The organism is Streptomyces sp. NPDC001714 (assembly GCF_042892755.1).
Lineage (GTDB): Bacteria > Actinomycetota > Actinomycetes > Streptomycetales > Streptomycetaceae > Streptomyces.
In genome coordinates this window covers 373,992-395,629 of sequence record NZ_JBIAUL010000001.1, presented here as the reverse complement: position 1 = coordinate 395,629, position 21,638 = coordinate 373,992, and the positions used below count along the sequence as shown (strand labels likewise).

Annotated in this window: 20 protein-coding genes; 7 read left to right on the top strand and 13 right to left on the bottom strand. The window is 71.6% G+C overall.

Annotation, left to right across the window (positions count from 1 at the left end):
* Positions 1-97: 97 nt before the first annotated feature.
* Positions 98-1,804, bottom strand: a complete 1,707-nt coding sequence (locus ACFY0P_RS01895; RefSeq protein WP_388906171.1) for a glycerol-3-phosphate dehydrogenase/oxidase — start codon at positions 1,802-1,804, stop codon at positions 98-100.
* 515 nt (positions 1,805-2,319) lie between these two features.
* Here ACFY0P_RS01895 and ACFY0P_RS01890 point away from each other — a divergent pair.
* Both ACFY0P_RS01890 and ACFY0P_RS01885 read left to right on the top strand, forming a co-directional pair.
* On the top strand, positions 2,320-3,528 hold the full coding sequence (locus ACFY0P_RS01890; protein ID WP_388906169.1) for a nucleotide sugar dehydrogenase: 1,209 nt from the start codon (positions 2,320-2,322) through the stop codon (positions 3,526-3,528).
* Positions 3,529-3,668: 140 nt separating this feature from the next.
* Positions 3,669-4,169 (top strand): hypothetical protein, encoded by a 501-nt coding sequence (locus ACFY0P_RS01885; protein ID WP_388906166.1) that lies wholly within the window; start codon positions 3,669-3,671, stop codon positions 4,167-4,169.
* 79 nt (positions 4,170-4,248) lie between these two features.
* On the opposite strand, the gene ACFY0P_RS01880 is transcribed toward ACFY0P_RS01885, so the two are convergent.
* The 4 genes from ACFY0P_RS01880 to ACFY0P_RS01865 form a co-directional block, all read right to left on the bottom strand.
* Positions 4,249-5,373 carry a GuaB3 family IMP dehydrogenase-related protein gene (locus ACFY0P_RS01880; RefSeq protein ID WP_388906163.1) on the bottom strand — a complete coding sequence of 375 codons (1,125 nt, stop codon included), beginning with the start codon at positions 5,371-5,373 and terminating at the stop codon, positions 4,249-4,251.
* A gap of 116 nt (positions 5,374-5,489) precedes the next feature.
* Positions 5,490-6,992, bottom strand: coding sequence for an IMP dehydrogenase (gene guaB / locus ACFY0P_RS01875; protein ID WP_351957642.1), 1,503 nt, complete (start codon positions 6,990-6,992; stop codon positions 5,490-5,492).
* 223 nt (positions 6,993-7,215) lie between these two features.
* A complete protein-coding gene (locus ACFY0P_RS01870) occupies positions 7,216-7,803 on the bottom strand; it encodes a sigma-70 family RNA polymerase sigma factor (RefSeq protein WP_089099378.1) in 588 nt (195 codons plus the stop codon).
* Positions 7,804-8,080: 277 nt separating this feature from the next.
* The gene (locus ACFY0P_RS01865; RefSeq protein WP_003948568.1) at positions 8,081-8,692 is read right to left on the bottom strand and encodes a response regulator transcription factor; all 612 of its coding nucleotides are present in this window, start codon (positions 8,690-8,692) and stop codon (positions 8,081-8,083) included.
* A 381-nt stretch (positions 8,693-9,073) separates the two neighbouring features.
* On the opposite strand from ACFY0P_RS01865, the gene ACFY0P_RS01860 reads away from it, so the two are divergent.
* Positions 9,074-9,403: a WhiB family transcriptional regulator gene (locus ACFY0P_RS01860; RefSeq protein ID WP_123974752.1), complete on the top strand. Its 330-nt coding sequence runs from the start codon at positions 9,074-9,076 to the stop codon at positions 9,401-9,403.
* A gap of 100 nt (positions 9,404-9,503) precedes the next feature.
* On the opposite strand, the gene ACFY0P_RS01855 is transcribed toward ACFY0P_RS01860, so the two are convergent.
* Positions 9,504-10,403 carry a LysR family transcriptional regulator gene (locus tag ACFY0P_RS01855; RefSeq protein WP_388906161.1) on the bottom strand — a complete coding sequence of 300 codons (900 nt, stop codon included), beginning with the start codon at positions 10,401-10,403 and terminating at the stop codon, positions 9,504-9,506.
* A gap of 80 nt (positions 10,404-10,483) precedes the next feature.
* On the opposite strand from ACFY0P_RS01855, the gene ACFY0P_RS01850 reads away from it, so the two are divergent.
* The 3 genes from ACFY0P_RS01850 (at position 10,484) to ACFY0P_RS01840 (ending at position 12,846) form a co-directional block, all read left to right on the top strand.
* Complete coding sequence (locus ACFY0P_RS01850) at positions 10,484-11,152, top strand: MOSC domain-containing protein (protein WP_388906159.1); 669 nt, start codon at positions 10,484-10,486, stop codon at positions 11,150-11,152.
* A gap of 97 nt (positions 11,153-11,249) precedes the next feature.
* Positions 11,250-12,023: an SDR family NAD(P)-dependent oxidoreductase gene (locus ACFY0P_RS01845; RefSeq protein ID WP_388906156.1), complete on the top strand. Its 774-nt coding sequence runs from the start codon at positions 11,250-11,252 to the stop codon at positions 12,021-12,023.
* A gap of 115 nt (positions 12,024-12,138) precedes the next feature.
* Positions 12,139-12,846 carry an ester cyclase gene (locus ACFY0P_RS01840; RefSeq protein WP_388906154.1) on the top strand — a complete coding sequence of 236 codons (708 nt, stop codon included), beginning with the start codon at positions 12,139-12,141 and terminating at the stop codon, positions 12,844-12,846.
* Positions 12,847-12,936: 90 nt separating this feature from the next.
* On the opposite strand, the gene groL is transcribed toward ACFY0P_RS01840, so the two are convergent.
* The 4 genes from groL to ACFY0P_RS01820 form a co-directional block, all read right to left on the bottom strand.
* The gene (gene groL / locus ACFY0P_RS01835; RefSeq protein WP_388906152.1) at positions 12,937-14,562 is read right to left on the bottom strand and encodes a chaperonin GroEL; all 1,626 of its coding nucleotides are present in this window, start codon (positions 14,560-14,562) and stop codon (positions 12,937-12,939) included.
* A gap of 126 nt (positions 14,563-14,688) precedes the next feature.
* Positions 14,689-14,997 carry a co-chaperone GroES gene (gene groES, locus ACFY0P_RS01830; RefSeq protein ID WP_004955293.1) on the bottom strand — a complete coding sequence of 103 codons (309 nt, stop codon included), beginning with the start codon at positions 14,995-14,997 and terminating at the stop codon, positions 14,689-14,691.
* A gap of 400 nt (positions 14,998-15,397) precedes the next feature.
* Complete coding sequence (locus ACFY0P_RS01825; protein ID WP_388906150.1) at positions 15,398-16,201, bottom strand: polysaccharide deacetylase family protein; 804 nt, start codon at positions 16,199-16,201, stop codon at positions 15,398-15,400.
* A complete protein-coding gene (locus tag ACFY0P_RS01820; RefSeq protein WP_388906147.1) occupies positions 16,198-17,088 on the bottom strand; it encodes a polysaccharide deacetylase family protein in 891 nt (296 codons plus the stop codon). The genes ACFY0P_RS01825 and ACFY0P_RS01820 overlap by 4 nt, the downstream gene beginning before the upstream one ends.
* Positions 17,089-17,178: 90 nt before the next feature.
* Here ACFY0P_RS01820 and ACFY0P_RS01815 point away from each other — a divergent pair, with 90 nt between their 5' ends.
* Entirely contained in the window at positions 17,179-18,369 is a 1,191-nt protein-coding gene (locus ACFY0P_RS01815) for a methyltransferase domain-containing protein (protein WP_388906144.1), read from the top strand.
* Between the two features lie 6 nt (positions 18,370-18,375).
* Here the strand turns inward: ACFY0P_RS01815 and ACFY0P_RS01810 are convergent, their stop codons facing one another.
* The 3 genes from ACFY0P_RS01810 to ACFY0P_RS01800 form a co-directional block, all read right to left on the bottom strand.
* Positions 18,376-19,662 (bottom strand): RNA polymerase sigma factor, encoded by a 1,287-nt coding sequence (locus tag ACFY0P_RS01810; RefSeq protein WP_388906142.1) that lies wholly within the window; start codon positions 19,660-19,662, stop codon positions 18,376-18,378.
* Between the two features lie 63 nt (positions 19,663-19,725).
* Positions 19,726-20,082 (bottom strand): YciI family protein, encoded by a 357-nt coding sequence (locus ACFY0P_RS01805; RefSeq protein WP_388906140.1) that lies wholly within the window; start codon positions 20,080-20,082, stop codon positions 19,726-19,728.
* Positions 20,083-20,207: 125 nt separating this feature from the next.
* On the bottom strand, positions 20,208-21,575 hold the full coding sequence (locus ACFY0P_RS01800; protein ID WP_388906138.1) for an FG-GAP-like repeat-containing protein: 1,368 nt from the start codon (positions 21,573-21,575) through the stop codon (positions 20,208-20,210).
* Between the last annotated feature and the right edge of the window lie 63 nt (positions 21,576-21,638).

Here is a 21,638-nt window from a genome sequence, read left to right as displayed (position 1 = left end):
GCACCCCGCAGGGCTGCGCACCCAGCACCCCGGCACCCCGGCCCCCCGCAGGGCTGCGCACCCGGCCCCACGCCAGAACCCCACGCCCGGCAGGGAATTACCGCGGCACGATGTCCGGGGCTCCCAGCCTCGCCGCGTCCGCTGTCTGGTCGTCCGGCTGGAGTTGGGATTCGCGTTCCGCCTCCACGCGCTTCTCGTAGTGCTCGACCTCGCGCTCGATCTGGTCCTTGTCCCAGCCGAGGACCGGTGCCATCAGCTCGGCGGCCTCGCGGGCGCTGCGGGTGCCGCGGTCGAAGGTCTCGATGGAGATGCGGGTGCGGCGGGTCAGGACGTCGTCGAGGTGGCGGGCGCCCTCGTGGGAGGCGGCGTAGACGACCTCGGCGCGCAGATAGTCGTCGGCGGCCGACAGCGGCTCGGCCAGGCCGGGGTCGGCGGCGATGAGGTCGAGGACCTCCTCCGCCATCGAGCCGTAGCGGTTGAGGAGATGCTCGACGCGGACCACGTGCAGGCCGGTACGGGCGGCGATCCGGGCCCGGGCGTTCCACATGGCCCGGTAGCCCTCCGCGCCGAGCAGCGGGATGTCCTCGGTGACGCACTCCGCCACCCGCATGTCGAGCCCGTGCACCGCCTCGTCGACGGCGTCCTTGGCCATCACCCGGTACGTCGTGTACTTGCCGCCCGCGACGACCACGAGCCCCGGCGCCGGATGCGCGACCGTGTGCTCGCGCGACAGCTTGCTGGTGGCGTCGGACTCGCCGGCCAGCAGCGGACGCAGACCGGCGTAGACGCCCTGGACGTCGTCGCGCGACAGCGGCACCGCGAGCACCGAGTTGACGTGGTTGAGGAGGTAGTCGATGTCGGCGCTGGAGGCGGCCGGGTGGGCCTTGTCCAGGTCCCAGTCGGTGTCGGTGGTCCCGATGATCCAGTGCCGGCCCCAGGGGATGACGAACAGGACCGACTTCTCGGTGCGCAGGATCAGGCCGGTCGTGGAGTGGATGCGGTCCCTGGGGACGACCAGGTGGATGCCCTTGGAGGCGCGGACGTGGAACTGGCCGCGCTCGCCGACCAGCGCCTGCGTGTCGTCGGTCCACACCCCGGTCGCGTTGACGACCTGCTGGGCGCGGATCTCGTACTCCCCACCGCCCTCCACGTCCTGCACCCGGGCCCCGACGACCCGCTCGCCCTCGCGCAGGAACCCGGTCACACGCGCGTGGTTGGCCGCCTTCGCGCCGTAGGACACCGCCGTGCGCACCAGGGTCGCCACATAGCGGGCGTCGTCCATCTGGGCGTCGTAGTACTGGATGGCGCCGACCAGGGCGTCCTTGCGCAGCGCCGGCGCGACACGCAGGGCGTGACGGCGGCTCAGGTGGCGGTGCCCGGGCAGGCCCCGGCCGTGGCCGCGGGCCATCGACATCGCGTCGTAGAGCGCGACGCCCGAGCCGGCGTACAGGCGCTCCCAGCCCTGGTGCTGGAGCGGGTAGAGGAAGGGCACCGGTTTGACCAGGTGCGGGGCGAGGCGCTCCAGGAGCAGGCCGCGCTCCTTGAGGGCCTCGCGGACCAGGGCGAAGTCGAGCATCTCCAGATAGCGCAGGCCGCCGTGGATCAGTTTGCTGGACCTGCTGGAGGTGCCGGAGGCCCAGTCGCGGGCCTCGACGATGCCGGTGTTCAGGCCCCGGGTGACCGCGTCCAGCGCGGTACCCGAGCCGACCACTCCACCGCCCACCACCAGCACGTCCAGCTCGCGCTCGGCCATGGCCGCCAGGGACGCCGCACGTTGCTCCGGCCCCAGTGTCGCTGTCCTCACCGCTGCCTCCCGCTCTGCCGCCATGCGGCCGTCGCTCGCCATCGGCCATCGCTCGCCGTGGGTCACCGGTCGCCATCGGCCGTCAACCGCCGTGGGTCGTCGGGCGCCCTCAGCCATCAATCGCCGTCGGTCACTGGTACCCGTCGGTCATGGGTCGATGTCGGTCACTGGTCGTCGTCGGCCGTCGATCGCGTCGTCGACTGCGTCACTGACTGCATCGTCGAGTGCGTCGTCGAGTGCGTCGTCCGCCGTCGAACGCGTCGTCGGTCATCGGTCGCGTCGGCCGCGCCCCCGGCGGGCGTGGCCCCTGCCCAAATTCTGACCGGCATGCCCGACTTCAGCCACCACTCACCCCCAGCCTGTGGACAACGGTCACCGAACCCACGGAAGACACATGAACACAATCCCGCATAACGGTCATATTTACTCCTAGTCTGACCGTGCGCCTCGCTCATCCTGTCCACCGGGCTTGCGCACCTGTCCCGCTTCGGTTACTGGGAAGGACGGCCCACGCCATGCCCGCAGACCTCGCCGTCATCGGACTCGGTCCCTACGGCCTGCCCCTCGCCCAGGCCGCCGTGGCCGCCGGCGTCTCCACGATCGGCTACGCCACCGGCCCCGAGGCGGGCTCGCTGAGCCCCGCCGAGTTGCGCCGGATGCTCGCGAAGGGCTTCCGGGTGGCCGAGGACCCGGTGCAGCTGGGGCGGGTGCGTACCGCCGTGATCTGCGCGCCGACCCCGCGCGGCGCCGACGGCGGCCTCGATCTGAGCCAGGTGGAGGCCGCCGCCGGCACCCTGGCCGAGCGGCTGCGCCCGCACACGACGGTGATCCTGGAATCCCCGGTCCACCCGGGGACCACGGAGGACTTCCTGCGGCCTCTGCTCGAGAAGGGCTCGGGCCTGCGGGCGGGCCGCGACTTCCACCTCGCCTATTCGCCCAGCCGGGTGGATCCCGGCAACCGCGACTTCACGCCGGCCAACACCCCGAAGGTCATCGGCGGCCTCACGCCCGCGTGCACGGAGTCGGCCGCCACGTTCTACGGCCGGCTCACCGACAAGGTGGTACGCGCGCGTGGCCCGCGCGAGGCGGAGACCGTGCAGCTCCTGGAGACCAACTTCCGCCACGTCAACATCGCCCTCGTCAACGAGATGGCCGTCCTCTGCCACGACCTGGGCGTCGACCTGTGGGACGTAATCCGCTGCGCGGAGACCAAGCCGTTCGGCTTCCAGGCCTTCCGGCCCGGCCCCGGTGTCGGCGGCCACGGCGTCGCCCAGGACCTGTCCGGCCGCGCGAGCCGCAACCTGCGCATGGTGGAACTGGCCCAGCAGGTCAACAGCCGGATGCCGGGGTACGTCGTGCAGCGCGCCGCCGCCCTCCTCAACGAGCACGGCAAGTCGGCGCGCGGCGCGCGCGTGCTGCTGCTCGGGGTCACCTACAAGGCCGACCTCGCCGACCAGCAGAACAGCCCCGCCCAGGAGATCGCGGTGCGCTTCATGGAGCTCGGCGCCTCGGTCAGCTACCACGACCCGCATCTCGCGTCCTGGAGCGTCCTGGACCGTCCGGTGCCGCGCGCGGACTCCCTCTACGAGGCCGCGGCCGACGCGGACCTGACGATCCTGGTCCAGCAGCACCGCACGTACGACCTGCAGGGCCTGTCGGTGAAGGCCCAGTTGCTGCTGGACACGCGCGGGGCGACCCCGACGGGGGCGGCACACCGGCTCTGAGCGGGCAACCCGGTGCCCGCGAAAAACTCCAACAGCGTTGTCACAGGCTCCTGTTAGTCTCCCCTGACTCGTCGCACAGATGTGCGTACGTCGTTGCGTTTCACTGTTTCACCAGTGGTTCACCAGGGGGGATTTCCGTCATGAGCCAGTCAGCTCCACCACCGCAGCCACAGCCGCAGCCCCAGTCGCTGCCGACCGACGCCAACCCGTTCGCCCAGCAGCCGCCGCCCGCGCCGGCCCGGGGCACCATGGCGCTCGGCCTGGTCGCCGCCGTCCTCGCAGCCGTGGCCGCCGCCGCGCTCTACGGCGTGGTCATCGGCCTCACCGAGCACGAGATCGGCTGGGCGGCCGTCGGCGTCGGCTTCGTCATCGGCGTGGCCGCGGGAAAGCTCGGCGGTCGCAGCCCGGCCCTCGCGATCACCGCGGCCGTCCTCGCCCTCGGCTCCGTCTACCTCGGCCAGCTGGTCGGCGAGGCGATGATCGGCGCCGACCAGATCGGCGTGTCCTTCTCCGAGCTCTTCTTCCAGCACCTCGACGTCGTCCAGCGGGCGTGGAAGGCCGAGGCCGACCCGCTGACCTTCGTCTTCTTCGCGATCGCGGCGTGGGCTGCGTTCTCCGGGGCCCAGAAGGCGGCCCGCTGACCGATACGCGGCGGCATGCGAAAGGGCCGGTCACCACTCGGGACGACCGGCCCTCCGTCCGCCGTACGGCGGCTGTCGCCTACCGCTTGTGCTGCGAGTCCGCCACCGTCACCTCGACGCGCTGGAACTCCTTCAGCTCGCTGTAGCCGGTCGTGGCCATGGCGCGGCGCAGGGCGCCGAAGAGGTTCATCGAGCCGTCGGGGGTGTGGGACGGTCCGGTGAGGATCTCCTCGAGGGTGCCGACCGTGCCGAGGTCGACCTTCTTGCCGCGCGGGAGCTCCTCGTTGACGGCCTCCATGCCCCAGTGGTGGCCCTTGCCGGGGCCGTCGGTCGCGCGGGCCAGCGGGGAGCCCATCATCACCGAGTCGGCGCCGCAGGCGATCGCCTTGGGGAGGTCGCCGGACCAGCCGACACCACCGTCGGCGATCACGTGGACGTAGCGGCCGCCGGACTCGTCCATGTAGTCGCGGCGGGCCGCGGCCACGTCCGCGACCGCGGTGGCCATGGGGACCTGGATGCCGAGCACGTTGCGCGTGGTGTGGGCCGCGCCGCCGCCGAAGCCGACGAGCACGCCCGCCGCGCCCGTGCGCATCAGGTGCAGGGCCGCCGTGTACGTGGCGCAGCCGCCGACGATCACCGGGACGTCCAGCTCGTAGATGAACTGCTTCAGGTTCAGCGGCTCGTGCGAGGACGAGACGTGCTCCGCGGAGACCGTAGTGCCGCGGATGACGAAGATGTCCACGCCCGCGTCCACGACCGCCTTGGAGAACTGCGCGGTGCGCTGCGGAGAGAGTGCGGCCGCCGTGACCACGCCGGAGTCGCGCACCTCCTTGATGCGCGCGCCGATCAGCTCCTCCTTGATGGGGGCCGCGTAGATCTCCTGGAGGCGGCGGGTGGCGGTGTCGGAGTCCAGCCCGATGATCTCGTCGAGGAGCGGCTGCGGGTCCTCGTGCCGGGTCCAGAGGCCTTCCAGGTTGAGCACGCCCAGGCCGCCGAGCTCGCCGATGCGGATCGCGGTGGCCGGGGAGACGACCGAGTCCATGGGGGCGGCCAGGAACGGCAGCTCGAAGCGGTAGGCGTCGATCTGCCAGGCGATCGAGACCTCCTTCGGGTCCCGCGTACGGCGGCTGGGGACGACGGCGATGTCGTCGAAGGCGTACGCCCGGCGGCCGCGCTTGCCGCGCCCGATCTCGATCTCAGTCACGTCTGTGGCCTTTCCCTCTGCGTTTCAGCGTCTTCCAGTATCGCCGACGGGTACGACAAGGGCGGCCCCGGTGGGTCCGGGACCGCCCTGGAAAGGCCCTGAAGAGGCTCCGGCGACTACTTACGGCTGTAGTTCGGCGCCTCGACCGTCATCTGGATGTCGTGCGGGTGGCTCTCCTTGAGGCCCGCGGCGGTGATCCGCACGAAGCGGCCCTTGGACTCCATCTCGTCGACGGTGGCCGCACCCACGTAGCCCATGGTCTGGCGCAGACCGCCGACGAGCTGGTGCAGCACGTTGGCCAGCGGGCCGCGGTAGGGCACCTGGCCCTCGACGCCCTCGGGGACGAGCTTGTCGTCGGAGGAGACCTCTGCCTGGAAGTAGCGGTCCTTCGAGTACGACCGGCCCTGGCCGCGCGACTGCATGGCGCCGAGCGAGCCCATGCCGCGGTACGACTTGAACTGCTTGCCGTTGATGAAGAGCAGCTCGCCCGGGGACTCCTCACAGCCCGCGAGGAGGGAGCCCAGCATCACCGTGTCGGCGCCGGCCGCGAGGGCCTTGCCGATGTCGCCCGAGTACTGCAGGCCGCCGTCGCCGATCAAAGGGATACCGGCCGGGCGGGCGGCGAGGGAGGCCTCGTAGATGGCGGTGACCTGCGGGACGCCGATGCCGGCGACCACGCGGGTGGTGCAGATCGAGCCGGGGCCCACGCCGACCTTGATGCCGTCGACACCGGCGTCGATCAGCGCCTGCGCGCCGTCGCGGGTGGCGACGTTGCCGCCGATCACGTCGACGTCCACGCTCGACTTGATCTTCGCCATCCAGCTGAGGGCGTTGCTGTTGTGGCCGTGCGAGGTGTCGACGACCAGGAAGTCCACGCCGGCCTCGGCCAGGGCCTGGGCGCGCTCCAGCGCCTCGGGGCTGGCGCCGACGGCGGCGCCGACGAGGAGGCGGCCCTCGGAGTCCTTGGCCGCGTTCGGGTACTTCTCGGCCTTGACGAAGTCCTTGACCGTGATCAGGCCCTTGAGGACGCCCTGGTCGTCGACCAGCGGCAGCTTCTCGATCTTGTGCTTGCGCAGCAGCTCCATGGCCTCGCTGCCGGAGATGCCGACCTTGCCGGTGACCAGGGGCATCGGCGTCATGACCTCGTGGACCCGGCGGGAGCGGTCGCTCTCGAAGGCCATGTCGCGGTTGGTGACGATGCCGAGCAGCTTCCGGTCGGGGTCGGTGACCGGGACGCCGCTGATCCGGAACTTCGCGCACAGCGCGTCGGCCTCGGCGAGGGTCGCGTCCGGGTGCACCGTGATCGGGTCGGTGACCATGCCGGACTCGGACCGCTTGACCAGGTCGACCTGGTTGACCTGGTCCTCGACGGACAGGTTGCGGTGCAGCACGCCGACACCGCCCAGCCGGGCCATCGCGATCGCCATGCGGGACTCGGTCACCTTGTCCATCGCCGCGGACAGCAGCGGGATGTTGACCCGGACGTTGCGGGAGATGCGGGACGAGGTGTCGACCGCGTTCGGGAGGACCTCGGACGCTCCCGGCAGCAGCAGCACGTCGTCGTAGGTCAGCCCGAGGGTGGCGAATTTGTCGGGCACTCCGTCGACGTTGGTGGTCATGACACCTTCCCCAAATGGCCTTGATCGGTGCGGATGTCCATGCTAACGGGAAGCGGGGCTCCCGAATTCCACGGTACGACTCAGCTCCGGGCTTCGTATGTTCGTACGGGAACGGGCCCGCGCCTGTTCATCGGGGAGGGGCAGACCCCGTCGGCCACAGGGACGTGGCCCAATCGGCCGCAGGGGAACGGGACCCCGTCGCCTACTGCTCCGCCAGCGCCGGCTACTGCTCCGCCAGCGCCCGCAACCGGCTCAGCGCCCGGTGCTGGGCGACCCGCACCGCGCCCGGTGACATTCCCAACATCTGCCCGGTCTCCTCGGCCGTGAGGCCCACGGCGATGCGGAGCAGCAGCAGCTCGCGCTGGTTCTCCGGGAGGTTGGCCAGGAGTTTCTTGGCCCACTCGGCGTCGCTGCTGAGCAGCGCGCGCTCCTCGGGGCCCAGGGAGTCGTCGGGGCGTTCCGGCATCTCGTCCGAGGGGACGGCCGTGGAGCCAGGGTGGCGCATCGCGGCGCGCTGCAGGTCGGCGACCTTGTGGGAGGCGATCGCGAAGACGAAGGCCTCGAAGGGGCGGCCCGTGTCGCGGTAGCGGGGCAGGGCCAGCAGGACCGCCACGCAGACTTCCTGGGCTAGGTCCTCGACGAAGTGCCGGGCGTCGCCCGGGAGGCGGGACAGGCGCGTACGGCAGTAGCGCAGCGCCAGCGGGTGGACATGGGCGAGCAGGTCGTGCGTGGCCTGCTCGTCCCCGTCTACGGCGCGATGGACGAGAGCACCGATCGTCCCTACGGCAGTGACCGCCTCGTCGTCGCGCATCGGTCCATGGTGCCCTGCTGCCGTCGGCGGCGTGACATCGCGTCCGTCGTTGTGCACCGAAGCGTTATGAGCAGGTGCGCCGGAACTCATCTCCTGCGCCCTCCCCTTCCGCTCGAACGACTCGTCCCCGAGAGACTCCACACCTCAAGGATGCGGCATCCGCGCCGAAACGAGCAGCGCACCTTCGGCGCTCCGCCTTGTGGACCCCGCCCACCATGAGGCAGGCGGGGGCGTCCGGTCGGGCCGCTTCCCCGCTGCGGCGCAGCTCACCGCCGTACTAACGAACCAGTCCCCAGCGGAAGCCGAGGGCCACCGCGTGGGCGCGGTCGGAGGCTCCGAGCTTTTTGAACAGGCGCCGGGCGTGGGTCTTCACGGTGTCCTCGGAGAGGAACAGCTCGCGGCCGATCTCGGCGTTGGAGCGGCCGTGGCTCATGCCCTCCAGGACCTGGATCTCGCGCGCGGTGAGGGTGGGCGCGGCGCCCATCTCGGCCGAACGGAGGCGGCGCGGGGCCAGCCGCCAGGTCGGGTCGGCGAGGGCCTGGGTCACGGTGGCCCGCAGTTCGGCGCGCGAGGCGTCCTTGTGCAGGTAGCCGCGGGCGCCGGCGGCGACGGCCAGGGCCACGCCGTCCAGGTCCTCGGCGACCGTCAGCATGATGATGCGCGCGCCGGGGTCGGCGGACAGCAGCCGGCGCACGGTCTCGACGCCGCCCAGTCCGGGCATGCGCACGTCCATCAGGATCAGGTCGGATCGGTCGGCGCCCCAGCGGCGGAGGACTTCCTCGCCGTTGGCCGCCGTCGTCACGCGCTCGACGCCGGGCACGGTCGCCACCGCGCGGCGCAGCGCCTCTCGGGCAAGCGGGGAGTCGTCGCAGACGAGGACGGATGTCATGACCGCCCTCCGCAGCTGATGCGCGTCACCTTGAGCCTCCAGGCTGGTACGGAATCGTCACCTGTGCGGTCGAACGTCTCGGACGCCTGCCCGAGAGCCTGTTGCTTCAACCGCCACCGCACTCTCAACGACGGTCACTCGAAAGAGTTACGGGGCTGCATGCCGTCTTCGGCACTCTACGTGAGGGGGCGGACACGGTGCAGACATGGACGTCAGACCCTCAACTTTTCATCACAACCAATGCCCCATTTAGACCTTTTTCTTCCCGTTTCACGGTGTCTGGAGCTAGATTGCCAATGAGTCATATTTTCATCTCTCTAGACCGGAGATGTACGGTCGTTGGCACCGTATCCGCCCAGAACGGCTACAAGGGGTCACGTAATGGCAGATTTCTCCCGCCTTCCCGGACCGAACGCGGACCTGTGGGACTGGCAGCTCCTGGCCGCCTGCCGTGGGGTCGACAGCTCGCTCTTCTTCCATCCCGAGGGCGAGCGCGGGGCGGCTCGGAGTGCCCGTGAGAACTCGGCCAAGGAGGTCTGCATGAGGTGCCCGGTCCGCGCGGAGTGCGCGGCGCACGCGCTGGCGGTCCGCGAGCCGTACGGCGTATGGGGCGGCCTGACCGAGGACGAGCGCGAAGAGCTCATGGGGCGGGCGCGCAACAGGCTGGTGTCGGCGTCGACGACCAGCGGCGGCTCCGCCTCCGACACATGAAAGAACGTTTCTGCAATCTGTTGACAATCTGCTGACGATCGGGCACGCGCGTGTGTGCCCTCGCAGGGCTGCGCCTGTGCCCTCACCGGCCTGTGAGTCGCTACGCCCGCCGGGCCGCCCGGCCCAGTTGTTCCAGCGTCGCCGCCACCGCCGGTACCTGTGCCAGGTCGGGCAGGGTGAGCGCGACGATCTCCCGCCGTACCGCGGGCTCCACCACCACCGTGCGCACGCCCCTCGGCCGTACCGACTCGACCGCCAGCCGCGGCAGGACGGCGACGCCCAGACCCGCGCCGACCAGGCCGACCACGGCCGGGTAGTCGTCGGTGGCGAAATCGATGCGGGGCGTGAAGCCCGCACTCTCGCAGGCCTGGACGAGCTGTCCCCGGCAGCGCGGGCAGCCCGCGATCCAGGGCTCGTCGGCGAGTTCCCCGATGGCGACGGACGCCGCACGGGCAAGCCGGTGCCGCTCCGGCACCAGGCCGACGAGCCGGTCCGTGAGCAGCGGCCGTACCACCAGGTCGTCCCACTCCTCGGCATCCGCCGCGCCCTCGTACCGGAAGGCCAGCGCGATGTCGCAGTCGCCCGCGCGCAGCAGCTCCACGGACTTCGGCGGCTCGGCCTCCTCGAGGGAGACGCGGGTGCCGGGGTGGGCGGCGCGCAGGGCGGCGAGGGCCGTCGGGACCAGGGTGGAGCTGCCGCTCGGGAAGGAGACCAGGCGCACCCGGCCCGCGCGCAGTCCGGCGATCGCGGCGACCTCCTCCTCGGCGGCGGTGAGCCCGGCGAGGATCCCGGAGGCGTGCCGGACCAGGGCCTCGCCGGCCTGGGTCAGGCGCATCTCGCGGCCGTTGCGGACCAGCAGCGGGGTGCCCACGGAGGTCTCCAGGGCCTTCATCTGCTGGCTGACGGCGGGCTGGGTGCAGCCCAGTTCGCGCCCCGCCGCCGAGAAGGACCCGGTGGTGGCGACGGCGCGCAGGACGCGGAGATGACGTGCCTCGATCATCTCCTGAGCATAAGACGGACTTGGACACGGCGCCCGAAAACGCGTCGACGCTTTGAGGGGTGGTCCCGTACCGTCGGAGCATGGAGCTTCTCTCGGTGAACCTCGGCCGCCCGACGCCGTCGCCGCACACGGACCAGGTCGACGGCGTGACCGGTATCGACAAGCGGCCGGTGGACGGGCCGGTGCGGGTGGCGGCGCCCGGGCCGAAGGGGACCGCGGGCAGCGGGCTGGCCGGGGACGCGGTGTGCGAGCTGCGCCACCACGGCGGCGACGACCAGGCGGTGTACGCGTTCGCCCGCGAGGACCTCGACGACTGGGAGAAGGAGCTCGGCCGCCCGCTGCCGAACGGCTGTTTCGGTGAGAACCTCACGACAAACGGGCTGAACGTGTCGGGGGCGCTGATCGGCGAGCGCTGGCGGATCGGCTCCGGGGTCGTACTGGAGGTCACCTCGGGGCGCATCCCGTGCCGTACTTTTCAGGGCCATCTGGGCGAGCGGGGATGGGTGAGGAGATTCACGCGGAAGGGTGCCACCGGTGCCTACCTCCGGGTGATCGAACCGGGTGAGATCCGGGCCGGCGACCCCGTCGAGATCATCCACCTGCCGGAGCACGGGGTGACGGCGGCGATGGAGTTCCGCGCGACCACCACCGAGCGGGAGCTGCTGCCCCGGCTGCTCGCGGCGGGCGCGGCGCTGCACCCGGAGGCGCTGGCGCAGGCCCGGAAGTACGTGGCGGCACAGCGCGGCTGAGCGGCTGTCACGCGCAGGCCGTTCACCGGCACTTCACCGTTAGGGAGAGCCGGTGCGCACAGCGGACGCTGTCGGTCCGGGTAACTACCCTTGGTCCATGACAACGGCTCTGATTACGGGATCGACCGCGGGAATCGGTGCCGCGTTCGCGCGGCGGCTGGCAGCTGACGGGCACAACCTCGTCCTGGTGGCACGGGACACCAAGCGGCTGCGCGAGCAGGCGACCGAGCTGCACGACCGGCACGGCATCGAGGCGGAGGTGCTCACCGCCGACCTCGCCGAGGACCCCGGCATCGAGTCGGTCGCCGCCCGGCTCGGGGACCGCAAGAACCCGGTCGACCTGCTGGTCAACAACGCCGGCTTCGGCAACAAGGGCCACTATCTGGACGTCTCGATGGCCGACGAGCTGCGCATGCTCAAGGTGCACTGCGAGGCGGTGCTGCGGCTGACCTCGGCGGCGGCCGAGGCGATGCGGGAGCGCGGCCGCGGCGGGGTCGTCAACGTGGCGTCGGTGGCGGCGTTCGTACCGCGCGGGACGTACGGCGCCTCCAAGGCATGGGTCGTGCAGTTCACCCAGGGCGCGGCGCGCGACCTCGCGGGCAGCGGGGTGCGGCTGATGGCGCTGGCGCCGGGGTTCGTCCGTACGGAGTTCCATCAGCGGGCCGGGATGGGCACGGACAACATCCCGGGCTGGATGTGGCTGGACGCCGACAAGCTGGTCGCGGCGGCGCTGTCCGACCTCGCGCGCGGCAAGACGCTGTCGATCCCGGATCCCCGCTACAAGGTGCTGACGGGCCTGGCGAGGATGGCGCCGCGTGGGCTGGTGGGCGGCATCAGCTCCAGGACGGGGCGCAAGTACGGGCCGCAGTAGGGACTGCGGCAAGGACCGCAGCGAGGGCCCGACCGGCACCGCGCGCGGTGCGGACCGGGCCGGTGAGACGATGGTGGCGTTCGGTCGCGCCCGCAGGGGGGCCGGAGGCGGTTTCATGACGTTCGTGCAGCTCATCGAGTGCAGGACCAGGCGGTTCGACGAGATGGACCGGCTGATGGACAGGTGGGTCGAGCAGACCAAGGGGAAGCGGACGGCGACGCACACGCTGGTCGGCAGGGACCGCACCGACGCGGAGCACGTCGTGGAGATCGTGGAGTTCCCGTCGTACGAGGAGGCGATGCGGAACTCACGCCTCCCGGAGACCGACAAGGTATTCCACGAGCTGCTGGCCCTCTGCGAGGGGACGCCGACGTTCACCGATCTGGACGTGGTGCGTGACGAGGGGCTGTACGCCGGCACCGCGCGGCGGTTCTTCGAGACGATCGCGGCGGCCGGCCCGCTGGCTCCGCTGGACGGCCTGCTCGCCGAGGACTACCACGACCACGATCCGGTCGAGGGACAGGACGCCATCGGCATGGACGCGATGCGGCGCAAGCTGGAGATGTGGCGGGGCGCCTTCGACTTCACGTTCCTCGTGGAGGACCAGATCGCCCAGGGCGACCGGGTGTGCACGAGGTGGCTGTGGACGGGTGTGCAGAAGGGGCCGTTCCTGGGGGTGCCGAACACCGGCCGGCAGGTCACCATGGCCGGGACGACGGTCCACCGCTTCGACGCCGGCGGGAAGATGGCCGAGGGCTGGCTGCAGTACGACCGGATGGGACTGCTGGCACAGCTGGGTGCGCTGGACGTGCTGGAGAAGTAGGCCGACCATCGAAGTACCCGCGAGGGGTGAAGCCCCCGCTCCCGGCGGACGACCGGGAACGGGGGCTTCCTCAGCTCGGAGACTGTCGCCTCAGTGCGAGTGGCCGTGGGAGTGGCCCGCGGCGGCGGCCTCTTCCTCTTCCTTCTTCTCGACGACCAGGGTCTCGGTCGTCAGCAGCAGGGAGGCGATGGAGGCGGCGTTCTCCAGGGCGGAGCGGGTGACCTTGACCGGGTCGATGACGCCGGCCTTGACCAGGTCGCCGTACTCGCCGGTGGCGGCGTTGTAGCCGTTGCCCTTCTCCAGCTCGGCGACCTTGGAGACGATGACGTAGCCCTCCAGGCCGGCGTTCTCGGCGATCCAGCGCAGCGGCTCGACGGCGGCCTTGCGGACCACGGAGACACCGGTGGCCTCGTCGCCGGTCTTGCCGAGGTTGTCGTCGAGGACCTTCACGGCGTGGACGAGCGCGGAGCCACCACCGGAGACGATGCCCTCCTCGACCGCGGCGCGGGTCGCGGAGATGGCGTCCTCCAGACGGTGCTTCTTCTCCTTCAGCTCCACCTCGGTGGCGGCGCCGACCTTGATCACGCACACGCCGCCGGCCAGCTTCGCGAGGCGCTCCTGGAGCTTCTCGCGGTCCCAGTCGGAATCGGTGTTCTCGATCTCGGCCTTGATCTGGGCGACGCGGCCGGTGACCGCACCGGAGTCACCGGCGCCGTCGACGACCGTGGTGTCGTCCTTGGTGACGGTGACGCGGCGGGCGGAGCCGAGCACGTCCAGACCGACCTGGTCGAGCTTGAGGCCGACCTCCTCGGAGACGACCGTGGCGCCGGTGAGGATCGCCAGGTCCTCCAGCATCGCCTTGCGGCGGTCGCCGAAGCCGGGGGCCTTGACCGCGACCGCGTTGAAGGTGCCGCGGATCTTGTTGACGACCAGGGTCGACAGGGCCTCGCCCTCGACGTCCTCGGCGATGATCAGCAGCGGCTTCGAGGCGTTGGACTGGATGATCTTCTCGAGCAGCGGCAGCAGGTCCGCGATGGAGGAGACCTTGCCCTGGTTGATGAGGATGTAGGGGTCCTCCAGGACGGCCTCCATGCGCTCCTGGTCCGTCACGAAGTACGGCGACAGGTAGCCCTTGTCGAAGGCCATGCCCTCGGTGAAGTCCAGCTCCAGACCGAAGGTGTTGGACTCCTCGACGGTGATGACACCGTCCTTGCCGACCTTGTCCATCGCCTCGGCGATGAGCTCGCCGACCTGCGTGTCCTGGGCGGACAGCGCGGCGACGGCGGCGATGTCGGACTTCTCGTCGATCGGGCGGGCCGACGCGAGCAGGTCCTCGGAGACGGCGGCGACCGCGGCGTCGATGCCCTTCTTCAGGGCGGCCGGGGAGGCACCGGCGGCGACGTTCTTCAGGCCCTCGCGGACGAGCGCCTGGGCCAGCACGGTGGCGGTGGTCGTACCGTCACCCGCGATGTCGTTGGTCTTGGTCGCCACCTCCTTCACCAGCTGCGCGCCGAGGTTCTCGTACGGGTCCTCGATCTCGACCTCGCGGGCGATCGTGACACCGTCGTTGGTGATGGTGGGGGCGCCGAACTTCTTGTCGATGACGACGTTGCGGCCCTTGGGGCCGATCGTCACCTTGACCGTGTCGGCAAGCTTGTTGACGCCGCGCTCAAGGGCGCGACGGGCGTCCTCGTCGAACTTCAGGATCTTCGCCATGGCAGCGGATGCCCTCTCGGAAATCTGGGGTGAACAAGACTGCGCCCCTGGCGCCCGGCTTCTTGGAGGATCGCGGGGGCCAGGGGCGCAGCTTCAAGCGGAGTGCTTGAGGTGTAAGTCGCAGGCTTACTTCTCGATGATCGCGAGCACGTCGCGAGCCGAGAGGACGAGGTACTCGTCGCCGTTGTACTTCACCTCGGTGCCGCCGTACTTGCTGTAGAGCACGACGTCGCCGACCTTGACGTCGAGCGGCAGGCGCTCGCCGTTCTCGAAACGGCCCGGGCCCACGGCGAGGACGGCGCCCTCCTGGGGCTTCTCCTTCGCGGTGTCCGGGATGACCAGGCCGGAGGCCGTGGTCTGCTCGGCGTCGAGCGGCTGGACCACGATGCGGTCCTCAAGCGGCTTGATGGCAACCTTGGAGCTGGCGGTCGTCACGATCCGACCTCCCCCTTCGGAGATCTCACGGGGTTAACTGTCTGAGGTGGCGACCAGGTCGATCCGTCGTCGCGGGTGCCGGACCTGCCCGTCGCGTTGTTGGCACTCTCATCTGCCGAGTGCCAGAGCCGAGACTATGACCGCGATTAGCACTCGGTCAAGCGGAGTGCCAATTGCCTGCGGCGCGGCGCCGAAAAAACCGGGTTGCGCGGTGTTGCGGTGGCCGTCCCTGGGGGCTGCGCCCCCAGACCCCCCGTTCGGCCTTCGGCCTCGTCCTCAAACGCCGGACGGGCTGGATTTTGTGGCCGTCGTCGAACACCCGACCGGCGGGATCTTGTGGCCGAGCGCCGTCGTTAAAACACCCGACCGGCGGGATGTGCGGCCGAGCCCGGAGGCGGCGCTACAGGTAGTCCTCCAGTCGGCCCACCGTCAGCCCGCTCGCCTGTACCCGGCGCAGCAGCCGGGCGGTGCGCTCCCTGAGGGGCGGGCCGAGGGCCTCGTCGGGGCCCACCAGGATGATGTCGCCGGGGCGGAGCTGCTTGTCGCCGGTCCGGTAGGTGACGCCGTCGGGCGTCATCGCCGCCCGCCACAGGACCACCGCCGTGACTCCGCAGTCGGCCGCCGCGCGGAGGGTGGTGGTGTCGTAGGTGCCGTAGGGCGGGCGGAAGAGGCGGGGGCGGATGCCGAAACGGGACTTCAGCTTCTCCTGCTGGCCGCAGATCTCGGCGCGCTGGCCGGCGTAGGGCAGGCCGGGCATGGCCGGGTGGTCCAGGGTGTGGTTCTGGACGCTGGCGCCGACCGACTGGAGGCGGGCGAAGTGGCCGTAGCCGGGGCCGACCACGCTGTCCGTGAGGAACATGCTCACCGGCAGCCGCAGTTCGCGGACCATGTCGACGAAGCGGGGGTCCTTCTCGGCGCCGTCGTCGTAGGTCAGGAAGACCACCCGGTCGGAGGTGGGGATGCGGTCGACGACCGGGGGGAGGGCGGTGCGGAAGGACAGCGGGTGCAGCGGCGGGCGGGGGGCCGGGGCGAGGGGTTCGGTCAGGCCCCACCGGCGGTACGCCGGCTCGCCGGCCGGGCCCTGCGGGCGCACCCGGTCGGCCGCCTTCCTGCCGAGCCGTTCGATGGGGTCGACGGACGGCGCGCAGGCCGACAGAAGGAGGGCGGCGGCCAGGACTGCGGCCGTCGCCCTCGGTCGGCTCACAGGTAGTCCTCCAGGCGCGCCACCGCGTAGCCGTCGCGGGTGACCTTGTTCAGGAAGCGGCGCATGTCGTCGACCATGGTGCCGTCCCAGTCGTTCCGGCCCCGGAAGTGCGTGAGGACGATGTCACCGGGGTGGAGTCCGCGGTCCCACTCCCGGTACTCCCAGTGGTCGACGAACACCTCCTCGTCCCAGATCGGCGCGTACTTGATGCCGCAGGCCTTGGCGGCGCGCAGGGTGTCGCCGTTGTAGTTGCCGTAGGGCGGCCGGAAGACCGTCGGCGCCTTGCCGAACTGCCGCTTCATGATGTCCTGCATGCCGCAGATCTCGTGCTTCTGCTCCTCGTAGGTCAGACCCGGCAGGTAGGGGTGGGTGAGGGTGTGGTTGTTGAGGGTGTGACCCTCGGCCTGCATCCGGCGGAAGTAGCCGTAGTCGTCCTTGACCAGGTAGTTGCTGAGGAACGCGGTGTAGGGGATCCGCAGTTCGCTCATCATCCGCAGGAAGTCGGGGTCCTTCTCGGAGCCGTCGTCGATGGTGAGGAAGACGATCTTCTTCTTGGTCGGGACGGTCGTGAAGACCGGGGGCAGGTCGTCCTCCACCTGGCCGTCCACCTCGAAGCCGTCGCGAGCGGTGATCCTCGGCCTGTACTTCGGCGGGGCCGGGGGCCGCAGCGGAACCGCGTCCAGCCCCCAGCGCCGGGCGGCGGCGACCAGGGCGGCGCGGGAGTCGAGGGCGGCGGCGGCCCGGTGGGCCTGCTGGCCCGCGGCGGGACGGACTCCGGCCTCGTCCCCCGGTCCGGCGCAGCCGGAGACGACGGCGGCGGCCGCCGCGGAGAGGGCGGCCATGGCCAATACCACCCTGTTTTTGTCATTTTGTACGACTGCTCGCATGGCGTCGGATCTTTCCAGCCCTCTCCCCGGAACCCCGGCAGACACCGCGGCCGGAGGCGAACCATCCACCGACTGGCCGACAATGACCCGGTGAACGACCACCTCTCCCCGCTCCTCACCCCCGAGGGCCGCACCCTCCTCGACGAGGTGCGCGGCACCGCGCCCGCCGACGAACTCGCCGTGGCCACCCGGCTGCGCCGCGCACACCCCGCCGAGCTGGTGTCGGCGGCGCTGGCCCAGGCCCGGCTGCGGCAGCGGGCGACGGCGAAGTTCGGGGAGGCGGACGCGGGCCGCATGTTCTTCACGCCGAACGGGGTCGAGCAGTCGACGCGGGCGAGTGTCGCCGCGTACCGGGCGGAGCGGCTGACCGCGCTCGGGGTGAGGTCGGTGGCCGACCTGTGCTGCGGGATCGGGGGCGACGCGATCGCGCTCGCGCGGGCCGGCATCCGCGTCCTCGCCGTGGACCGGGATCCGGTGACGGCGGCCACCGCGCGGGCGAACGCCGACGCGCTCGGGCTCGCGGCCCTGATCGAGGTCCGGGAGGCGGACGTCCAGGAGGTGGACACGGCCGGTTACGACGCCGTCTTCGTGGACCCGGCCCGGCGCGGCGGCCGTGGCCGCGTCTTCGACCCGGAAGCCTATTCACCACCCCTGTCCTGGGCGGTCGCCGCCGCGTCGGCCGCCCGGGTGGCCGCGCTGAAGATCGCACCCGGCATCCCGCACGAGGCGGTCCCGGCGGAGGCCGAGGCGGAGTGGATCTCGGACCACGGCGACGTCAAGGAGGCCGTCCTCTGGTTCGGCACCGGCGCCCCCGGGGCCGTCCGCGCCACCCTCCTCCCCGGCCCGCGCACCCTGCTCGGCCGCGGCCTCCCCGACCCCGCCGTCCGGCCGGTCGGCCGTTACCTGTACGAGCCGGACGGCGCCGTCATCCGCGCCCACCTGGTCGCCGAGGCGGCCGAGGAACTGGCCGGCGGCCTGATCGACCCGACGATCGCGTACGTCACGGCCGACACCCTCCGTGCCACCGACTACGCGACGGCGTACGAGATCACCGACGAACTCCCCTTCAACGTCAAGAGGCTGAAGGCACTGCTGCGCGAGCGCCAGGTCGGGAACCTGACCGTGAAGAAACGCGGCTCGGCGGTGGAGCCGGAGGAGCTGCGCAAGAAGGTCAAGCCGCAGGGACCCAACGCGGCCACCGTGTTCCTGACCCGGGTGGCGGGGGCGCCGACCATGCTCGTCGGCGCCCCGGCGAGGGCCACCGCCGCCGCGCCGTCCTGAGCCCGGCTACGGAGCGCACTCCCGCGCCCTGGCCAGCAGCAGCTCCCGCTCCCGCTCGTTGCGCGCAAGACCCGCAGCCCGTTCGAACTCCGTGCGGGCCTCGGCCGTTCGCCCGAGGCGGGCCAGCAGGTCGCCGCGGACGCTCGGCAGCAGGTGGTAGTCGCGCAGGGCGGATTCGGCGGTCAGCGGGTCCACGATCTCCAGGGCGGCCGCCGGGCCCTCGGCCATCGACACGGCCACCGCGCGGTTCAACTCGACGACCGGGGACGGGGACCGGGCCGCCAGCAGCCCGTACAGGGTGGCGATGGCCGTCCAGTCGGTCTCCTCGTACGTGTACGCGTGCGCGTGGCAGGCCGCGATGGCCGCCTGGAGGGCGTACGGCCCCGGGGCGCCGGCCGCCGTGGCGTCCGCGCGGGCGAGGGCCCTGATGCCACGGGCGATGAGCATGCGGTTCCAGCGGCGGCGGTTCTGGTCCCGGAGGAGGACCGGTGCGCCGTCGGGGCCGGTACGGGCGGCCGTACGGGAGGACTGGAACTCCAGGAGGGAGGTGAGAGCGTGCACCTCCGGTTCCTTCGGCATCAGCCCCGACAGGACGCGGGCCAGCCGCAGGGCGTCCTCGCACAGCGACGGGCGCAGCCAGTCGTCGCCTGCGGTGGCCGCGTATCCCTCGTTGTGGATCAGGTAGATGACGTCCAGGACCGAGCCCAGCCGGGCCTCGCGGTCGGGGCCGTACGGCACCTCGAAGGCGATGTTCTTCGTCGCGAGGGTGCGCTTGGCGCGGACGATGCGCTGGGCGATCGTCGGCTCGGCGACGAGGAAGGCGCGGGCGATCTCGGCCGTGCTCAGGCCGCCGAGGAGGCGCAGGGTGAGGGCGGTGCGGGCCTCGGGCGAGAGCACCGGATGGCAGGTGGTGAAGACCAGGCGGAGCAGGTCGTCGTCGATGTCGTCCGGGTCGGCGGGTTCCTCGGGCGGGGCCGTCGTCTCCGTGCTGCGGCCGATCTCCGCGAGCTTGCGGGCGTAGTTCTCCCGGCGCCGGACGAGATCGACGGCACGGTGCCGGGCGGTGGCCATGAGCCAGGCGCCCGGGTTGTCCGGCACGCCGTCCCTCGGCCACTGCTCCAGGGCGGCGACGAGCGCGTCCTGTGCCAGCTCCTCCGCGATGCCGACGTCCCGGACGATCCGGGTGACGCCGGCGATCACGCGGGGCGATTCGAGCCGGAAGACGGTCTCGATGGCGTGCCGGGGATCGGGCTCGGCGCCGGCGGAGGCCCCGGCGGGGGGCTGTGTGCTCACAACCCCCCATGCAACACCCACCACCGGACGGACGCCAGGAAGGCCGGCGAAGGCCTGCGCAGGTCAGCCCTCCGCGATCTCCCGGACCTCGCAGGTCACGGTCCAGAACTCCTCGTGCACCTTGAGGAACCGCTTGGTCCACTCCAGGGCCTCGGCCTTGTCCTTGCACTGCATGATCGCGTAACCGCCGATGACCTCCTTGGACTCGGTGAACGGCCCGTCGGTGACGGAGATCTTCCCGCCTTCCCAGTGCACCCGGGTGCCCTGGGAGGTCGGCGTGAGCCCTGCGGTGTCCAGCATCACGCCGGCCTTGGTGATCTCCTCGATCAGCTCGCCCATCCGCTGCATCAGCGCCTCGCTGGGCCCCTCGGCGGGGGCGGCGGTCTCGTCGATCCGCACGAGCGACAGGTAACGGGGCATGGTGGCTCCTCGGGTTCCGGCGGGGTCTCTCCCCGCATCTCACCCTTGCGTCGAACGGCCCGGCCCCGGATCGACACGCTCACCGGAATTCCCCGAAGTTTTTTTCCACCGCCCCACCGCGGGCGTCAGCGCAGCGCGCCGCCGAACGCCGCCTTCGCGTACGGCACCCCCACCGCGCGCGGCCCGAAGACCAGTGCCGCGTCCGTGACCAGCCCCGTCGGCCGGCCGCGCAGCTCCCACACCGCGCCGTTGCCGGCGTCCTCGCCCGGGGCCCCGGCGGCCAGGTCGGCGTAGCCGTTGCCGTTGATGTCGAGGAGCCGGACCGTGGCCCCGAAGGAGTCGTTCGCCTCCGCCGTCCCGGGCACGCCCTTGGTGTTCTGGGTGAAGCCCTGGGCCCCGGCACCGGTCAGGCCCGAGCGGCTGCCGCGCAGGACGTCGACCATGCCCTGGTAGCCGTTCTCACCGGGCGCCCCCACCACCAGGTCGTCGATGCCGTCCCCGGTGATGTCACCGGCGGCGAGTGACGAGCCGAACAGGTCGCCGTCCTCCGTGGCGCCGGGCACCCCGGCGGTGTCCTGTGAGTACGTCCGCCATGTCGACGGCCCGCCGAGCCCGCCGGCCGAGCCGTACGCGAGCTGGACCTGCTCGCCGAAGGGGGAGCCGGAGGCGAGGTCGTCGTAACCGTCCCCGTCGAAGTCGCCGAGCGCGACGGCGGAGCCGCCGGGGATGTCACGGACCCGGGTGAGGCCCGAGGGCCCACTGAGGTAGAGGTAGGAGCAGTCGTTGCCGTCGCCGCAGTACGCGGTCACCGCCAGGTCCGTGCGGCCGTCGCCGTTCACGTCCCCCGCGACGCCGTCCCGCACGTCCACGGCGAGGTCGGGGAGGGCGGACACGGCGGCGGGGCTGCCCTGCCGGCTGACCGGCCCCGTCCAGATCCTGACCGTCGTCCCCACCGGGTCGTCGCCGACGGCGTTGCCCGTGCGGAAGAGGGCCAGGTCGAGGCGGCCGTCCCCGTCGAAGTCGCCGGTCTGGGTGTCGCTCGCCGGGAGCGCCGTACCGCCGGACAGTCCGTGCGGGCCGCCCCAGAGCACCACCGCGCCGGCCGTGCGGTCGGCGTCCGAGACGACGAGGTCGGCATAGCCGTCGCCGTCCAGGTCGCCCTTGGCGAGCTGGACGCCGAAGCCCTGGCCCTTGGCGGGGCCGCCCGGGACGCCCGAGGTGGCCCGGGTGACGACGGTCCGGCGGGCGGTGGACAGACCGTGCGGGCCGCCGTACATCACGGTCACGGCACCGGCCTCGGCCCGGCCGCCCACGGTGGCCCACGGGGAGCCGACGGCCAGGTCGGCGTAGCCGTCGCCGTCGAAGTCGTCCCGGACGGGTGCGGCCGAGGCCGCCCGGCCGGTCGCGGAGGAGACGGGGACGGCCGTGCCGAGAGCGGTCAGGGTCAGCGCGAGCGGGACCGCCCAGCGGGCGTGCGAACGTATGGAGAACACCGGTGAAACCCCCGATTTACGGTGAACTGGTCACCGCGTCAGACCCCCCGGCCGCCCGGATGG